Source organism: Brevundimonas diminuta, assembly GCF_022654015.1.
GTDB lineage: Bacteria > Pseudomonadota > Alphaproteobacteria > Caulobacterales > Caulobacteraceae > Brevundimonas > Brevundimonas diminuta_C.
Genome location: NZ_CP073063.1, coordinates 2,667,625 through 2,682,500 on the forward strand (window position 1 = coordinate 2,667,625; position 14,876 = coordinate 2,682,500).

At 63.2% G+C, this 14,876-nt stretch carries 14 protein-coding genes, 1 tRNA gene, 2 rRNA genes and 1 pseudogene (1 of these 18 running past the window's edge); 10 read left to right on the forward strand and 8 right to left on the reverse strand.

Features of this window, described 5'->3' with window-relative positions; all coding sequences use genetic code 11:
* Positions 1-7: 7 nt before the first annotated feature.
* Together KAK88_RS13330 and KAK88_RS13335 are read right to left on the reverse strand one after the other, a co-directional pair.
* Positions 8-721, reverse strand: coding sequence for a Crp/Fnr family transcriptional regulator (locus KAK88_RS13330; RefSeq protein ID WP_242076986.1), 714 nt, complete (start codon positions 719-721; stop codon positions 8-10).
* Between the two features lie 43 nt (positions 722-764).
* Positions 765-1,679 (reverse strand): manganese catalase family protein, encoded by a 915-nt coding sequence (locus tag KAK88_RS13335; RefSeq protein ID WP_242076987.1) that lies wholly within the window; start codon positions 1,677-1,679, stop codon positions 765-767.
* Positions 1,680-1,857: 178 nt separating this feature from the next.
* On the opposite strand from KAK88_RS13335, the gene KAK88_RS13340 reads away from it, so the two are divergent.
* From KAK88_RS13340 to KAK88_RS13360, 5 genes are all read left to right on the forward strand, one after another.
* Positions 1,858-2,403: a hemerythrin domain-containing protein gene (locus KAK88_RS13340; RefSeq protein ID WP_242076988.1), complete on the forward strand. Its 546-nt coding sequence runs from the start codon at positions 1,858-1,860 to the stop codon at positions 2,401-2,403.
* Between the two features lie 33 nt (positions 2,404-2,436).
* The gene (locus KAK88_RS13345; RefSeq protein WP_242076989.1) at positions 2,437-3,003 is read left to right on the forward strand and encodes an SRPBCC family protein; all 567 of its coding nucleotides are present in this window, start codon (positions 2,437-2,439) and stop codon (positions 3,001-3,003) included.
* Positions 3,004-3,020: 17 nt separating this feature from the next.
* Positions 3,021-4,199: a zinc-dependent alcohol dehydrogenase gene (locus KAK88_RS13350; protein WP_242076990.1), complete on the forward strand. Its 1,179-nt coding sequence runs from the start codon at positions 3,021-3,023 to the stop codon at positions 4,197-4,199.
* 223 nt (positions 4,200-4,422) lie between these two features.
* On the forward strand, positions 4,423-4,992 hold the full coding sequence (locus KAK88_RS13355) for an arylesterase (protein WP_242076991.1): 570 nt from the start codon (positions 4,423-4,425) through the stop codon (positions 4,990-4,992).
* A 4-nt stretch (positions 4,993-4,996) separates the two neighbouring features.
* Positions 4,997-5,770, forward strand: a complete 774-nt coding sequence (locus KAK88_RS13360; RefSeq protein ID WP_242076992.1) for an exodeoxyribonuclease III — start codon at positions 4,997-4,999, stop codon at positions 5,768-5,770.
* Positions 5,771-5,814: 44 nt separating this feature from the next.
* Here the strand turns inward: KAK88_RS13360 and KAK88_RS13365 are convergent, their stop codons facing one another.
* Together KAK88_RS13365 and dinB are read right to left on the reverse strand one after the other, a co-directional pair.
* Positions 5,815-6,375 carry an alpha-ketoglutarate-dependent dioxygenase AlkB gene (locus tag KAK88_RS13365; protein ID WP_242076993.1) on the reverse strand — a complete coding sequence of 187 codons (561 nt, stop codon included), beginning with the start codon at positions 6,373-6,375 and terminating at the stop codon, positions 5,815-5,817.
* Positions 6,372-7,445: a DNA polymerase IV gene (dinB, locus tag KAK88_RS13370; protein ID WP_242076994.1), complete on the reverse strand. Its 1,074-nt coding sequence runs from the start codon at positions 7,443-7,445 to the stop codon at positions 6,372-6,374. The genes KAK88_RS13365 and dinB overlap by 4 nt, the downstream gene beginning before the upstream one ends.
* 109 nt (positions 7,446-7,554) lie before the next feature.
* Here dinB and KAK88_RS13375 point away from each other — a divergent pair, with 109 nt between their 5' ends.
* Positions 7,555-10,809, forward strand: a complete 3,255-nt coding sequence (locus KAK88_RS13375; protein ID WP_242076995.1) for an error-prone DNA polymerase — start codon at positions 7,555-7,557, stop codon at positions 10,807-10,809.
* A 419-nt stretch (positions 10,810-11,228) separates the two neighbouring features.
* On the opposite strand, the gene KAK88_RS13380 is transcribed toward KAK88_RS13375, so the two are convergent.
* Positions 11,229-11,819 carry a hypothetical protein gene (locus KAK88_RS13380; RefSeq protein WP_242076996.1) on the reverse strand — a complete coding sequence of 197 codons (591 nt, stop codon included), beginning with the start codon at positions 11,817-11,819 and terminating at the stop codon, positions 11,229-11,231.
* A 69-nt stretch (positions 11,820-11,888) separates the two neighbouring features.
* On the opposite strand from KAK88_RS13380, the gene KAK88_RS13385 reads away from it, so the two are divergent.
* The 4 genes and pseudogenes from KAK88_RS13385 to KAK88_RS16175 all read left to right on the forward strand — a co-directional run bounded on the left by KAK88_RS13385 (position 11,889) and on the right by KAK88_RS16175 (position 13,986).
* A complete protein-coding gene (locus tag KAK88_RS13385) occupies positions 11,889-12,119 on the forward strand; it encodes a helix-turn-helix domain-containing protein (protein WP_242076997.1) in 231 nt (76 codons plus the stop codon).
* Positions 12,120-12,489: 370 nt separating this feature from the next.
* Complete coding sequence (locus KAK88_RS13390) at positions 12,490-13,122, forward strand: recombinase family protein (protein ID WP_242076998.1); 633 nt, start codon at positions 12,490-12,492, stop codon at positions 13,120-13,122.
* Positions 13,068-13,589 (forward strand): annotated as a pseudogene (locus KAK88_RS16170) (recombinase family protein). Before KAK88_RS13390 ends, KAK88_RS16170 begins: the two are co-directional and overlap by 55 nt.
* Complete coding sequence (locus KAK88_RS16175) at positions 13,486-13,986, forward strand: hypothetical protein (protein WP_431307191.1); 501 nt, start codon at positions 13,486-13,488, stop codon at positions 13,984-13,986. The pseudogene KAK88_RS16170 and the gene KAK88_RS16175 overlap by 104 nt, the downstream one beginning before the upstream one ends.
* Before the next feature lie 120 nt (positions 13,987-14,106).
* Here KAK88_RS16175 and KAK88_RS13395 read toward each other — a convergent pair.
* From KAK88_RS13395 to KAK88_RS13405, 3 genes are all read right to left on the reverse strand, one after another.
* Positions 14,107-14,183 (reverse strand) — tRNA-Met (locus tag KAK88_RS13395).
* Between the two features lie 81 nt (positions 14,184-14,264).
* A 5S ribosomal RNA gene (gene rrf, locus KAK88_RS13400) occupies positions 14,265-14,379 on the reverse strand.
* A gap of 132 nt (positions 14,380-14,511) precedes the next feature.
* Positions 14,512-14,876 (reverse strand): 23S ribosomal RNA (locus KAK88_RS13405) (it continues 2,414 nt past the right edge of the window).

Consider the following 14,876-nt stretch of genomic DNA (forward strand, 5'->3'; position numbering starts at 1 on the left):
GGCCGATCTAGGCTGCCTCGGCCGCGATCGCCTCGGCTAACGCTGGAAACCGCGGGCGATGGTGACAGCAGGCCACGCTCGCGAGAATGGCCTCATCCTTCAGAAGAATCCGCCCCCGTACGGTGCGTAGGGCGCCGGCGGCGCGCAGGCTCTGACACGCCTGATTGATGCTGGACCGCCGTAGGCTCAGCAAATCTCCAATGTTCGATTGCGACAGAGCGATCTCGGAGCGACCGGTGGCGCGATGAATATCCAGAAGAAAGCTGGCGACGCGGGAGATCGACCCATGCGCCATGGCGCACCTCAACCGCGCCTCCATCGACTTCAATCGCTTGAGGCCGCCAGCCAGCAGAAACTGAACGCCATCCTCGCCCGCTTCCCGGCAGAAGGCCGCCACGGGCGCCCGGTACAACGACCCGTCCGTCAGCCACAGCCCTTGGCTTCCCCCTGCGATGTCGATCAGATCGCCCGCCGCAGCGACGCCGCAATGGGTCCCCCGCTTCCCGTCATCGAGAAGAAGACAGCCCTCGAGAACGACAGCGATCTCGCCTTCCGGACGATAGGGTGCGCCCGACACAACGGGAGAAATCTCTCCAAGGCGCAGCGCGCGACTGCGACTGTCGAAGGAAAGCGTATTAAACGCCCGCCACAACGAAACAATTTCCTCGCGCGGCTCTAGACATGGCGAGGTCTCGCCGGACGGTGTCGCAGGATCGAGCATAGGTGCATCCTGCGACTTTCCGGGCGTCGCGCACTTACATGGGTTAACCGACGCCTGCGTCCTCGATCAGCTCTGTCGTGGTCCCCGCACCAGGTCCCGCCCCGAGATCAGCGCCGGTCACAGGATTGCTGTCGGGGTCCGAGACTGTTCGGGCGGCAAAGGCCTGGACAGCGGCGGTGTCGAGTTCGCCCAGCGTGACGCTGGCGGAGCCGTCGCCGCCGTCCACAGCGCCCTGCTGTTCACGGTCGTCGATAAACTCCCATTGCTCCCCCTCATTCCAGGGACCGCGGACATCGCCCTCCCCCTGGGACATGTCGTAGTATTTGTCAGCGAAGGCGGGCAGGCCGACCAGCTTGCCCGCCGGGAAGTTCGGCTCCATGGCGTAGAGGGCCTTCTCGAAGGACTTCTGATGCGCCACTTCGCGCGTCATCAGGAAGTTCAAGGCGTCCTTCACGCCGGGATCGTCCGTGCAGTTGATCAGGCGTTCATAGACGATTTTGGCTCGGGACTCGGCGGCGATGTTGGAGCGTAGGTCGCAGGCGGGATCGCCGATCGAGTCGATGTAGGCGGCGGTCCACGGGACACCGGCGGAGTTGATGAGGGCCGGCGCGCCGCCATAGAGAATGGACGTCGTATGACTTTCACCGCCGCTGTTCAGCGAGGCGTACAAATCCGCCTCCTCCATCGCGGCTTCAGCCATCTGGCCTTTCACGCCCCGGTTCAGCATGGACACGATCGAGCCGATGACCTCGAGGTGGCTTAACTCTTCCGTGGCGATGTCGAGCAGCATGTCTTTGCGGCCCGGATCTTCATCCGCCAAAGCCTGTGTGAAGTAGCGCATGGCGGCGGCGAGCTCGCCCTGCGGCCCTCCGAATTGCTCAAGCATTAGAGTGGCGAGACCCGGGTTTGGTTCGGATACCCTGACCGTATACATCAGGCGCTTGTTGTGCATGAACATGGTTGGCTCCTTGGGGTTGAAGCCGAGCTAACCGGGCCATTCCGAGTGCTGTTCCGAAGGTCGGTTTTCGAACCTTGCATCGTTCTACTGTCGAGCCGGACATGTGTTGTGCCCGGTATTGGACAGTCGGAACGGACAACTCCGAGCGGGTCTTGAACCTTCTTTCACGGGAGGTTTGATGTCCCTCATCGGCAAGGCGCTCGCCGCCGTCACCCCGCAGCCTGACGACGAGACGCGCAAGGCGGCGACGGAAAAGGCCCGGTCCGCCTCCCAGGCTGGGGATTGGCTTTCGCTGGTGCTCGATCATCACGACGCCATTCGCGCCGCCTTCGCCTGCGGCCGGAATGCCAGGACCGCCGCAGAAAGAATCGCCGCTCGCGATGCGCTCGCGGTCGTGCTCAACGGCCATGCGCTGGCCGAGGAGCTGGTCCTCTATCCCGCCCTCGGTCAGGCTGGCGAAAAGATGCACGCGGCCCACGCCTACCTCGAGCAGACGACCACGAAGGCTCAGATGGCGGAGCTTGAAAACATCGCGCCCTCAAACCCCGCCTGGCTGGACAAGTGGGCCCACATCGAAGGCGCCGTTCTTACTCATATGTTCGAGGAAGAAAGCGAGTGGTTCCTGACGCTGAAGGCCAAGGGCGATCACCAGCTCCGTCTGGCCTCGCGTTACGCCGAAGAATTCGAACGCTACGCGGGCGCGCCTCAATCTCAAGCCGCCTGATCCCTACCGTCCAACATCAAGGAGGCATCCACAATGTCCGCCCCCCTTTCGACAGACGCCGACGTCCAGTCACCAGCCTTCCATGACGACGACTATGTGGAAGGCGCCTACGACTCCACCAGCGTCCGCGCCGTTATGATCAACCGGCCTCGTCAACGGCTTTATGACTACTGGCGCGACTTCCGAAACCTGCCCAGTTTCATGGAGAATGTGAGGTCGGTGGATCTTCTGGACGACCTCCGATCGAGCTGGAGCGTCGCCGGCCCGGCCGGTGCGGAGATCGAGCTTGTCAGCGAGATCACCGAAGATCGTCCCGGCGAATACATCGCCTGGCGGTCGACCGAAGACAGCGATGTCGATCACGAGGGCTGGATCGAGTTTCGCGACAACGCCTTCGGCCGCGGAACCGAGGTGCGTGTCGTGATCAGCTACGACCCGCCGGCGGGCGCTGTCGGCAAACTGGTCGCCAAGGTGATGCAGCGCGAGCCCCGGGTGCAGGCCCGGCGCGAGCTGCGACGTTTCAAACAGCTGATGGAGACGGGCGAAATCTCGACGTCCAAGGCTCCCGCCGCGGCGCCGCGCGCCGACCGTCATTTCTGATCCCGGAAGGAATTCCCATGCGCGCCCTGACTTGGCACGGCAAACACAATGTTCAGGTGGACACGGTCCCCGATCCCCAGATTGTTAATCCTCGCGATGCGATCATCAAGATTACGGCGACCGCCATCTGCGGGTCAGACCTGCATCTCTACGACAGCGTCATTCCCGGCATGTCCAATGGCGACATCCTCGGCCATGAGTTCATGGGCGAGGTCGTCGAGATCGGCCGTGGCAACACGAGCCTTCAGGTCGGCCAGAAGGTCGTCGTCCCCTTCGTGATCGCCTGCGGCTCCTGCTTCCATTGCGGCAAGCAGCAGTTCTCGGCCTGCGACAACTCCAATCCCGCCGACAAGTCCGACGCGTCTGAAATGGCCTACGGTTATCCGGCCGCCGGCCTGTTCGGCTATTCACACCTGACCGGCGGCTATGCGGGCGGCCAGGCGGAATATGTCCGCGTCCCCTATTCCGACGTCGGACCGATCGTGGTGCCCGATGGGATCGAGGATGAGCGGGTCCTGTTCCTTTCCGACATCTTCCCCACGGGTTGGATGGCGGCCGAGAACGCCGAGATCGAGGCCGGCGACACGGTGGCGATCTGGGGCTGCGGGCCGGTCGGCCTGTTCGCGATCAAGAGCGCCAGATTGATGGGCGCCGGACGCATCATCGCCATCGACCATCATCCACGCCGACTGGAGCTCGCCAAGGCGAACGGCGCGGAAGTCCTCAACTATCACGAGGTCAAGGTTCGAGAAGCCCTGATGGAGATGACCGCTGGCATCGGGCCGGACGCCTGCATCGACGCCGTGGGCATGGAGGCGCATGGCTTCTCTCCGGACAACATAATCGATGCGGTGAAGCAGGAGACCAAGCTGGGCACGGATCGCCAGCATGTCCTGCGCGAGACGATCATGGCGTGTCGCAAGGGCGGCCGCGTTTCGATCCCCGGCGTGTATGGCGGGATCGGCGACAAGCTGCCGATCGGCGCGCTCATGCAGAAGGGTCTGACGATCAAGACCGGCCAGACCCATGTGCAGAAATATCTGCCGCAACTCCTTGAGCTGGTCATGGAGGGCAAGATCGACACGACGGATCTGATCAGCCACCGGCTCCCGCTTGAGCAGGCGCCGGAGGCTTACAAGAACTTCCATGACAATCCGAACGAATGGACGAAGGTCGTGCTGAAGCCGCATGGCTGATCGGCGGCCGTCGTTCGAGACCTACCGCCCTGCACAAGACGGACAGCCAGACGTCCGATCGCACCACGGCGAAGTCGGGGATTGTGTCAGGAGGCCTGGCAGGAACAGGACGGGTTCAGCAAGCCTTTGGGTTAGGCCATGACGCTGAACCCGCTGCTCGCCGATTGCTTAGAATCCGGTCTTGGCCTGCCCACCCCTTCATCCCGCGACGGGAGAGCAGTTCGTGATCGACGCTGAGCAGGTCGTAACGCTTCTCGGCGACTCGCTCGCAGCCGGCTATGGCCTCAGGCCGGCCGAAAGCTTGCCACGCCAACTGTCGGCGCGATTGGCATGCGAAACGCCTCCGGTTCGCGTCATCGGCGCCGGCGTGTCCGGCGACACGACAGCGGACGGCTTGCGACGGCTCGATCGGGACGTGCCGGCGCAGACTGATCTTTGCGTCGTCGCCCTGGGCGCCAACGACATGATGCAGCTGGTCCCTGCCGACCACGTGAGGGACAATCTTCTGTCGATCATTGCCGAACTTCGATGGCGCGGCGTCGCCGTTCTGCTGAGCGGCATGCGGGCGCCGCCCTTCTTCGGCGCCTACGCCTGGGCGTTCGACGCCGTCTATCCGGAGGTCGCTCGAACGGCGAACGTGCCCCTGATGCCGTTCCTGATGGAGGGTGTGGCGTTGCACCCTGCCTATGTTTTACCGGACCGGATCCATCCCAACGCCGCTGGCGTCGCGAAGATGGCCGACGCCCTCGCGCCCCCAGTACGCGCCGCCTTGGCGGCCTTGCGGACACGGTGACGGGATGCGTCTGGCCACCTTCAACATCAATGGCGTTAATCGTCGCCTGCCCAGTCTCCTGGCCTGGCTTGAACAGGCTCAGCCGGACGTGGTCTGCCTGCAGGAGCTGAAGGCGACCGACAGCCAGTTTCCGAACACCGAGATCAAGGCGGCCGGCTACGATGCGGCCTGGGTTGGCGAACAGCGCTGGAACGGCGTCGCAATCCTGAGCCGGATCGGCGAGCCGGTCGTAACAAGACGCCGACTGCCGGGTGACGCTGAAGACCCCCAGGCCCGCTATATCGAGGCGGCGGTCAATGGCGTGCTGGTCGGCTGCCTCTATCTGCCCAACGGCAATCCCCGGCCCGGGCCCAAGTTCGACTACAAGCTCGCCTGGGCCGACCGGCTGATCGCCCATGCGGGGACCCTCTACGCCACTGCAGCGCCGGTCGTGCTCGCCGGCGACTACAATGTCGTTCCGACCGACGCCGATATCTACAACACCCGGTCGTGGAAGGCCGACGCCCTGCTTCAGCCCGAGAGCCGCGCCGCCTTCAAGCGCCTGCTCGACCAGGGCTGGACCGACGCCCTGCGCGAGCGCTTCCCGCACGATCCGCCGCCCTGGACATTCTGGTCCTATTTCCGCGAGGCCTGGCCCCGCGACGCCGGGCTGAGGATCGACCATGTGCTGCTCAACGGCTTTGGGGCGGAACGACTGACCGACGCCGGGGTCGACCGCGCGGTGCGCGGCGCCGAGGGCGCGAGCGACCACGCGCCGGTCTGGATCGAGCTTGCCTGACCCAACCAATCCGGACTGCGGGACGTCGGTCGACCCAGCAATCGTCAGGCGGCCAGGGTCCGGAAGGTGATGGAATAGCGCAAGGCCGTCATCGGCGTGATCGAATGCTCCCAGGCGGCGCGCGCCTCTCCCGACAGGCGATAGACCGAGCCGCTCGCCAGCGCCGCATTTCGGCGCAGAAAGCCCGCCTCCTGACGACGGCGCAGCCGCATCACGCAGGGCGCGAGGAGGGACAGGCCCAGGATTTCGCCGTAGACGGGGCGGTCGCGATGCCAGCCGATGCCGGCGCCCGGCGCATATTCATTGACCAGGACCTGGACAAAGGCCGCGCCATCCCGATCGAGGCGGCCCGCCAAGCGCGCCATTAAGGTCGAGAGAAACGCCGGCCACCCCGCGCCATCGCCCCCGCGGTCGAAGGCGGCGATCCGGCGATGACCCAGGTAGCCCAGATGTTCATAGGGTTTGAACGCCAGCGTCTGGAGCGCGGCGACAAGCGCGGCCTGTTCAGGAGCCGACAGGACGCCGGCCCAATAGTCAAAGCCCGCCACCACGGGCGTGCGCGCGGGTGCATCGTCGAACAGGTCGATCTGCGATAGTTCGGTCACGCCAGGACCAGTTGGTTCGCCGCGGCGCCGGTCGTCTCCAGATTGGACAGGCTCACACCTACCAGGCGCACGCCCCGGCTTGGCGGGTAGAGGGACCGAACCAACAGCCGACTGACCTCGTGCAGGGCTTCGCAGGAAGCCACGGGCTCGGACAGAGACCGGCTTCGCGTCGACTGCCGGAAGTCCGCCCATTTGACCTTGACGGTTACCGTCCGTCCGCGGCTTCCGGTCTTCTCGCACCAGGCCCAGACATCGTCGGCCATGGCCGCCACCCCGGCCTCGATCGCGTCCGGATCAGTCAGGTCGGAGGCGAAAGTGGTTTCCGACCCGCTCGATTTACGCGTACGGTCCGGATTGACCGCACGGTCGTCCCGCCCGCGGGCGATGGCGTGGTACCAGGGCCCGGACTTGCCGAAATGATGCTGGAGAAAGGCCAAGGACTGACGGCGCAGATCCGCGCCGGTGCGGATTCCTAGCCCTTCCATCTTGGCGGCCGTTACCGGTCCCACGCCGTAGAAGCGCCGGACCGGCAAATCCTCGACGAAGGCTTCGCCTCGCCCGGGCGCCACGACGAACTGACCGTTCGGCTTATTCTGGTCCGACGCCAGCTTGGCCAGAAACTTGTTGTACGAAATGCCCGCCGAGGCCGTCAGGCCGGTCTCCTCGAGGATCCGCCGCCGGATCTCCTCCGCCGTCGCCGAGGCGGTCCCCAGGCCTCGCCGATCGGCCGTCACATCGAGATAAGCCTCGTCTAGAGACAGAGGTTCGATCAGATCGGTGTAGTCCGAAAAGATCGCATGGATCTGCGCCGAGACCGCGCGATAGACCTCGAAGCGCGGCGGGACGAAAACGAGGTCCGGACATTTCCGCTGGGCGGTTGTCGAGGGCATGGCCGAACGCACCCCGAACCGCCGCGCCTCATAGCTGGCGGCGGCGACCACGCCGCGCGCCGCCGCATGACCGACCGCTACGGGCCGACCGCGCAGGGCGGGATCGTCCCTCTGCTCGACCGAGGCGAAGAAGGCGTCCATGTCCACATGGACGATCTTGCGGGTGGCGACGCCGGACATGCAGCGTGCATATCAAGAGGAGAACAAAAAGAAAACATTTGTCCAAGGCGACGCTTGCCATTCGGCTCGCCGAAGTGCTGTCGGGGAGATCAAACAGCCGCTAACCCTTATGTCCTACGTCGAGCTTCAAGCCACTTCGCACTTCTCCTTCCTGCGCGGCGCCAGCAGTTGCGAGCTGCTGTTCGAACAGGCGCGGCTGTGCGGGCTTGGGGCCCTGGCCATCGTCGATCGCAACTCGCTAGCGGGGATCGTGCGCGCCCATGATGCGGCCAAGGCCTGCGGCGTACGGCTGATCGTCGGCTGCCGGCTTGATCTGATCGATGGGACGGGGGTGCTCGTCTATCCGACTGATCGGCCGGCCTATTCCCGACTTACGCGCCTGCTCTCCCTGGGCAAGCGCCGCGCCGGCAAGGCCAAATGCCACCTCGACTGGTCGGACCTGAAAGACTGGTCGGAGGGCCTGATCGCCATCCTGGTACCGGACGAGGCGGACGAGGCCTGCGCCGCCAATCTGCGACGGCTGAAGGCGACCTTTCCTGCGGGCGCCTATCTCGCCCTGACGCTGCGGCGGCGCCCCGGCGATGCGCTGCGACTGCACGACCTGTCAAACCTCGCCGCCCAGGCGGGTGTGCCGACCGTCGTGACCAACGATGTCCTCTTTCATCATCCGGACCAACGCCTGCTGCAGGACGTGGTGACATGCGTCCGGCACGGCTGCACGATCGACGAGCTGGGCTTCCGGCGCGAACGCCATGCGGATCGCTATCTGAAGCCGCCCCACGAGATGCACCGCCTGTTCAAGGCCTATCCGGAGGCCTTGGCCCGCTCGGTCGAGATCGCCGACCGCTGCCGGTTCTCGCTGGATGAGCTGGCGTATCAGTACCCCGACGAGGTCTCGACGCCGGGCATGACGCCGCAGCAGACGCTGGAACAGCTGACTTGGGCCGGAGCCGCCGAGCGCTATCCGGAAGGGCTGCCGGACAGGGTGCGCAAGACGCTTCGGCACGAACTCGATCTGATCGGCCAGCTCGACTACGCCCCCTATTTTCTGACGGTCCATTCGATCGTGCGCTTCGCCCGCAGCCAGGACATCCTGTGCCAGGGTCGCGGCTCGGCCGCCAACTCCGCCGTCTGCTACGTGCTGGGCATCACCTCGATCGATCCGGGCCGCAATGATCTGCTGTTCGAGCGCTTCGTCAGTCAGGAGCGCCGTGAGCCGCCGGACATCGATGTCGATTTCGAGCACGAGCGACGCGAGGTCGTTATGCAGTGGATCTTCGAGACCTACGGCCGCAACCATGCGGCCCTCTGCTCGGTCGTCACCCGCTATCGCTCGCGCGGCGCCCTGCGCGACGTCGGCAAGGCGCTGGGGCTCAGCGAGGACCTGATCAAGACCCTGTCGTCCCAGGTCTGGAGCTATTCCAGCGAGGGTGTAGAGGACAAGCATGTCGCGGATCTCAACCTCAATCTGGAGGACCGGCGGCTTCGCCTGGCGCTGGAGCTGTCACGCCAGCTGATCGGCGCCCCGCGCCACCTCAGCCAGCACCCGGGCGGCTTCGTCCTGACGCACGACCGTCTGGACGACCTGGTCCCGATCGAGCCGGCGGCGATGAAGGATCGCCAGGTCATTGAATGGGACAAGGACGACATCGACGTCCTGAAGTTCATGAAGGTCGATGTGCTGGCGCTCGGCATGCTCAGCTGCATGAAGCGCGGCTTCGACCTCCTGGCCAAGCACAAGGGGATTGCGCTCGACCTCGCCACCATTCCGGCCGAGGACCCCCGGACCTATGCGATGATCCGCAAGGCCGACACGCTCGGGGTCTTCCAGATCGAGAGCCGGGCCCAGATGGCCATGCTCCCCCGCATCAAGCCTCGCACCTTCTACGACCTGGTCATCGAGGTCGCCATCGTCCGCCCCGGCCCGATCCAAGGCGACATGGTCCACCCCTATCTGCGCCGCAGAGAGGGCAAGGAGGACGTCGTCTATCCCAAGCCCGAACTGGAAAAGGTGTTGGGCAAGACCCTGGGCGTGCCCCTGTTCCAGGAACAGGCCATGCGGGTCGCGATCGAATGCGCCGGCTTCACCGCTTCGGAGGCCGACCAGCTCCGCCGCGCCATGGCGACCTTCAAGTTCACCGGCGGGGTCAGCCATTTCAAGGACAAGCTGATCAGCGGCATGGTCGAGCGCGGCTATGACGCCGCCTTCGCCGAGAAGACCTTCAGCCAGCTTGAGGGCTTCGGCTCCTACGGCTTTCCGGAAAGCCATGCGGCCTCCTTCGCTCTGATCGCCTATGCCTCCTCCTGGCTTAAATGCCATCATCCTGATGTCTTCTGCGCCGCGCTGCTGAACGCCCAGCCCATGGGCTTCTACGCCCCGGCGCAGATCGTCCGTGACGCCCAGCAGCACGGCGTCGAGATCCGGCCCGTCTGCGTCAACGCCAGCCGCTGGGACTGCACCCTTGAGCCGGCGGGCGAGGATGGCCGGTTCGCCGTCCGCCTTGGCCTTCGCCTGGTGCGCGGCTTAGTGAACGGCGACGCCGCCCGCCTCCTGGCGGCGCGGACGGATGGCGCCTTCCGCTCCGTCGACGACCTCTGGCGACGCGCCGGCGCCCAGGTCGCCAGCCTTGTCCGTCTGGCGGAGGCGGACGCCTTCAGACCGGATATGAATCTGGACCGCCGCGACGCGCTGTGGGCCATCAAGGGGCTGCGAGACGACCCCCTTCCCCTGTTCGCCGCCGCCGATGCCGACGACCAGAAGCCGGAAATCTTCGAGCCCGATCCGGGCCTCAAGCCGATGACGCCTGGACGGGAAGTAGTCGAGGACTACAGCCACATCGGCTTGACGCTGCGTGATCATCCGCTGAGCTTCCTGCGCGGCGATCTGCAGTCACGCCACGTCATGACCTGCGCCGATGGGACCGCCATGCGCGACGGTCGGCTGACACGCGTGGCGGGCCTCGTGCTGGTCCGTCAGAAGCCCGGCAGCGCCAAGGGGGTCATGTTCATCACCATTGAGGACGAGACCGGCGTGGCCAATCTGGTCATCTGGCCCAGCCTCTACGAACAGCAGCGCCGCATCGTGCTGTCGGCCTCCATGCTGGTCGTCGACGGCAAGGTTCAGCGTGAGGGCGACGTCGTCCACATTGTCGCGACCAGACTTCACGACGCATCGGCTCTGCTCGCCTCAGTCGGCGACCGCGGCGAGGCCTTTCCCCTGCCCCACGGACGCGGCGACGAATTCCATCGCGGCGGGTCGCCGGATGCGCGCGACGCGCCCCCTCGCGCGATCAAGGTCCGGGACATCTACATTCCCGATCTCCATCTCGACACGATCAAGCCGAAGACGCGCGATTTCCGATAGTCGCCACGGGCGACCTAAGGGCTTGTCAGGATCGCTATCGCGAAATCGCCACTTCATGATCAGGACCCGTGCCGCCATGATTAGGCGAAGCTAAGCTGGCGAACAGATACGTGTCTTTAAATGGGTTACGCGCAACCCATACAACCCTTCTGTTTTCTTGCGATAAATCAGCCCTGCAGATTTCTGGTTTACCCGTAACCCATTTTGCGCCCGAGTTTTCTTGTTGTTTTAAAATAACCTAATCCTACCGCAGGTGTGCGTAAGGTGTGCATCATCCTTCACAGGATGATATTCCTAATGGCTCCCACTCTGGTTAGACGTTTTTTGTGGTCTGGTTCCATCGTTTAGAGCACGGGCTAGCGGTCTTTAGGCTGTGTTTTAGATGGCGCTCGAGATGGAAGATTTGGCTGCCCAACTGGCTAGGAGAACGACGGCGAGCGACGATAGGCGTCCCAGCGAGCCTTGAGCCTCGCCACGCGCTCCTCGGCGCCAACAAGATCCCTCGCTCGCGTCACCCCCTCCGCGACGGTCTCCTCGGCAGCCTCAAGCTTGGGCCCCATTCTCATCATATAGTGAGCCGTCCAATACCGGATCAGCATATCGCCGCAGTCAGCGCCGCCATGATGGAGCAGAGGCGCCAAGCCAATCTCCAGATCCCCTTCAGCAAACAGGGCGAGGTCATCGATCAGGATATGCGGACCTAGCGCCTGCAAGGACGCTAGCACCCTGTCCACCAGCCATCCTGAAAGGTCGGCCAGATCCTCGGCGGTCATCTTCACCAACCCCCCATTGTCGGGATTGTCCCGTAGCTGTCGAACCCACACCATCAGCAATAGCGAAAGGATCGTGAGCGCGTCGCCGTTCAAGCCTTCACGGGCGGCGTTCTGCATAACCCTAAGCGATGCAAGCATGATCAACGGGTCGAGCTCTGCTGGCTCCAGATGCGACCCTGTTCCGATCATGAGCTGCAGTTCGGAGCTCATCTCGGAAATATCGATAAAATCAGCCATCACACCTCTCGCAGAAATCACACTGATAGTGTGTAGTGAAGATCGGGCGGCAGCCGCAAGTGCGGTTGTGTGGAAGTTGACGCTGAACTGCTGAGTTTTGGCCGCGCCGTCAGGACGCGACGCATTGCGCTCGGCCTCAGCCAAGAGGAGCTGGCGGACAGAGCCGGGCTCCACCGAAATTATATCGGCGGCATTGAGCGCGGCGAACGCAACGTTGGCATCAAGGCGGTCTACGCTCTAGCAGCCGGCCTGGGCTGTGGGCCGTCTGAATTGTTCAATCAGACCGCACCGCCGCCTTAACCTTCCCTTAACCGACGGCTTAGAAATCTGATCGAGCCGTAAGACCGATCCTGAACCATCGTTTAATTTAACCGAGAGTTTAGGATAATGAATGAATCAATAGAGGCTTCAACAGAAGCCACCACCACTACCTGTTTGGAGAGGTTTACCCCAACCACTCCAACAGTATGCCATCGCCACTCCTACGACGAGGCTACGGCCTTAAACCCCCCGCAGGATTGTGCAGTCAAATCCACTGAGGTCATACTCAACACCGCTCGCGCGATCAGCGTATGCGATGCGATATGGCCGAGCAGCCGCGTTGCAGTCGCCGAGTCCCTTCTCGACGAGTTGGCTCGCATCCTTGCGCATATGACGCTCGATATGCACCGTGGCGATCTTCCATCGCCCGGAGCCTAAGCTGATGCGTGCATCTCTATATGCACGTTACTCGACCGACCTTCAAAACGTCTCTTCGATCGCGGATCAGTTTGCGACATGCCGTTCCTTTGCAGCGAAGGACGCGACCAAGATCGTCGCGACGTTTGAGGAGGCAGCCATCTCTGGAGGGTCCGCAGCAAACCGGCCCGGATTGCATAGCCTGATGCGCGGCGCGAAGAACGGCGAGTTCGAAGTCGTGCGTTGTGAAGCGTTAGATCGCCTTTCTCGGTCCCGGGCCGATGTCGCGGCACTCTTAGAGGACCTACGGTTCCACGGCGTCAAAATCCGCACGATCTCCGAAGGCGACATATCCGAGCTTCAGATCGGGCTGATGGGCACCATGAACGCCCTTCAACTGCGCGAGACAGGTCGAAAGACAAGGCGCGGCCTCCAAGGCGTCGTCCGGTCCGGTCGCATACCGGCGGGCGCGTCTACGGCTACAAGATCAGGCGAGAAGTCGATGCCATCGGCGAACCGATCCGAAGCTTTCGCGATATCGATCCTGATGAGGCAGAAGTCGTCAGCGAAATTTTTCGGCGCTACGCCGCCGGCCAATCGCCTCGCGCAATCGTTAGCGACCTGAATACGCGCGGCATTCCCAGCCCGCGAGGCGGAAGCTGGAACGCATCGACGATCAAAGGCAATGCCGAGCGTGGCAATGGCGTGATTCATAACTAGTTGTATCGCGGCGTCCTGGTTTTTGGTCGTCAAACCTGGGTGAAGGACAGGGGCACGGGAAAGCGCCAGGCGCGAACGGCGGATGCCCATGAAATCCTTCGAACCGAGGTGCCACACCTCCGGATCATCTCCGAGGAGTTATGGGCAAAGGTTCGCGATCGCTATGCGGACAACGCCCTATCACCACGGGTGCCCTTCCCCGCACATAGCCGTGCGGCCCCGGCACTTTCTGAGCGGAAAACTGACGTGCGGGGTCTGTGGCGGCCAGATGACCCGAAGCGGAGCCGACCGACGCTTTATGTGCTCATGGCGGCGAGACCGCGGAAAACTGGCATGCACGAACGGCCGAGGGATCAAGATCGCCGAGATTGAAGCGCGCGTTCTGGCCGCGATCAAGAACCGACTTCTAGCGCCGGAACGCGTGGCGCTCGCCGTAGAAGAGGCGAGGCTCGCAGCAGAGAATGACGCGCGTAGGATCACCCAGGCTCGATCAAAACTCGACAGTGAGCTTGCAGAGGTGAAGCGCCGCGCCGAACGCTTGATCGACCAGATCGCCGATGGCGTCCTTACAGGCGCTGCAATCAAGGATCGTCGGAGGCGCTGGAAGCGCGGCGAAGCCAGATTGAATCAGATCTGGCCCAAGCGCCGGCGGCGTCGGTCGTCGCCCTGCATCCTCGCGTGGCCGAGCATTACCGGACCGTCGTGGACTCGCTGGAGCGCGCCTTGGCTCGCAGCGACAGCGAGGCTGCGGCCAAGGCCCGGGACTTAGTACGCAAGTTGATTGAAACAGTCGTGGTTACGCCGCTGGAAGCGCGAGCAAAATCTGCCTTGACCGTACAAGGCAAAATCGCCGCCCTGGTGAACCAAGACAGCGAAAATACTACGAAGTTGGGTGCGGGAGTAGGATTTGAACCTACGACCTTCAGGTTATGAGCCTGACGAGCTACCGGGCTGCTCCATCCCGCGGCAAACGGTAGTGTATCGTGAAGGAAGAACGGTTCGAGAAGAGCCCGCTAGGGCTGCGCAATCATTCTGTCCGCCTGGTAGACCCGGCGGCGACCTACTCTCCCGCGCCTTGAGACGAAGTACCATTGGCTCTGGAGGGCTTAACGACCGAGTTCGGAATGGGATCGGGTGGGGAACCTCCGACATAGCCACCAGGTCAACCAGGGGGACAGAAGGATTGCAGATCCAAGCTCAAGCAGCGCGAAGCGAGTTAGCTTGAACAAGGATGAGAAGACATTGTCTGCGATCGTTCTGGTCTGAACGATCATCGAATGAGTTTTGCTGAGAAACGATCAAACCGATCGGATTATTAGTACCAGTAAGCTTCATGGGTCGCCCCACTTCCACACCTGGCCTATCAACGTGGTAGTCTTCCACGATCCTCAGCGAAGCCTTGTTTTGAGGTTAGTTTCCCGCTTAGATGCTTTCAGCGGTTATCTATTCCATACTTAGCTACCCTGCTGCACAGCTGGCGCCATGACAGGTACACCAGAGGTATGTCCATCCCGGTCCTCTCGTACTAGGGACAGATCCTCTCAAGCTTCGAACACCCACGGCAGATAGGGACCAAACTGTCTCACGACGTTCTGAACCCAGCTCACGTACCACTTTAAATGGCGAACAGCCATACCCTTGGGACCTGCTCCAGCCCCA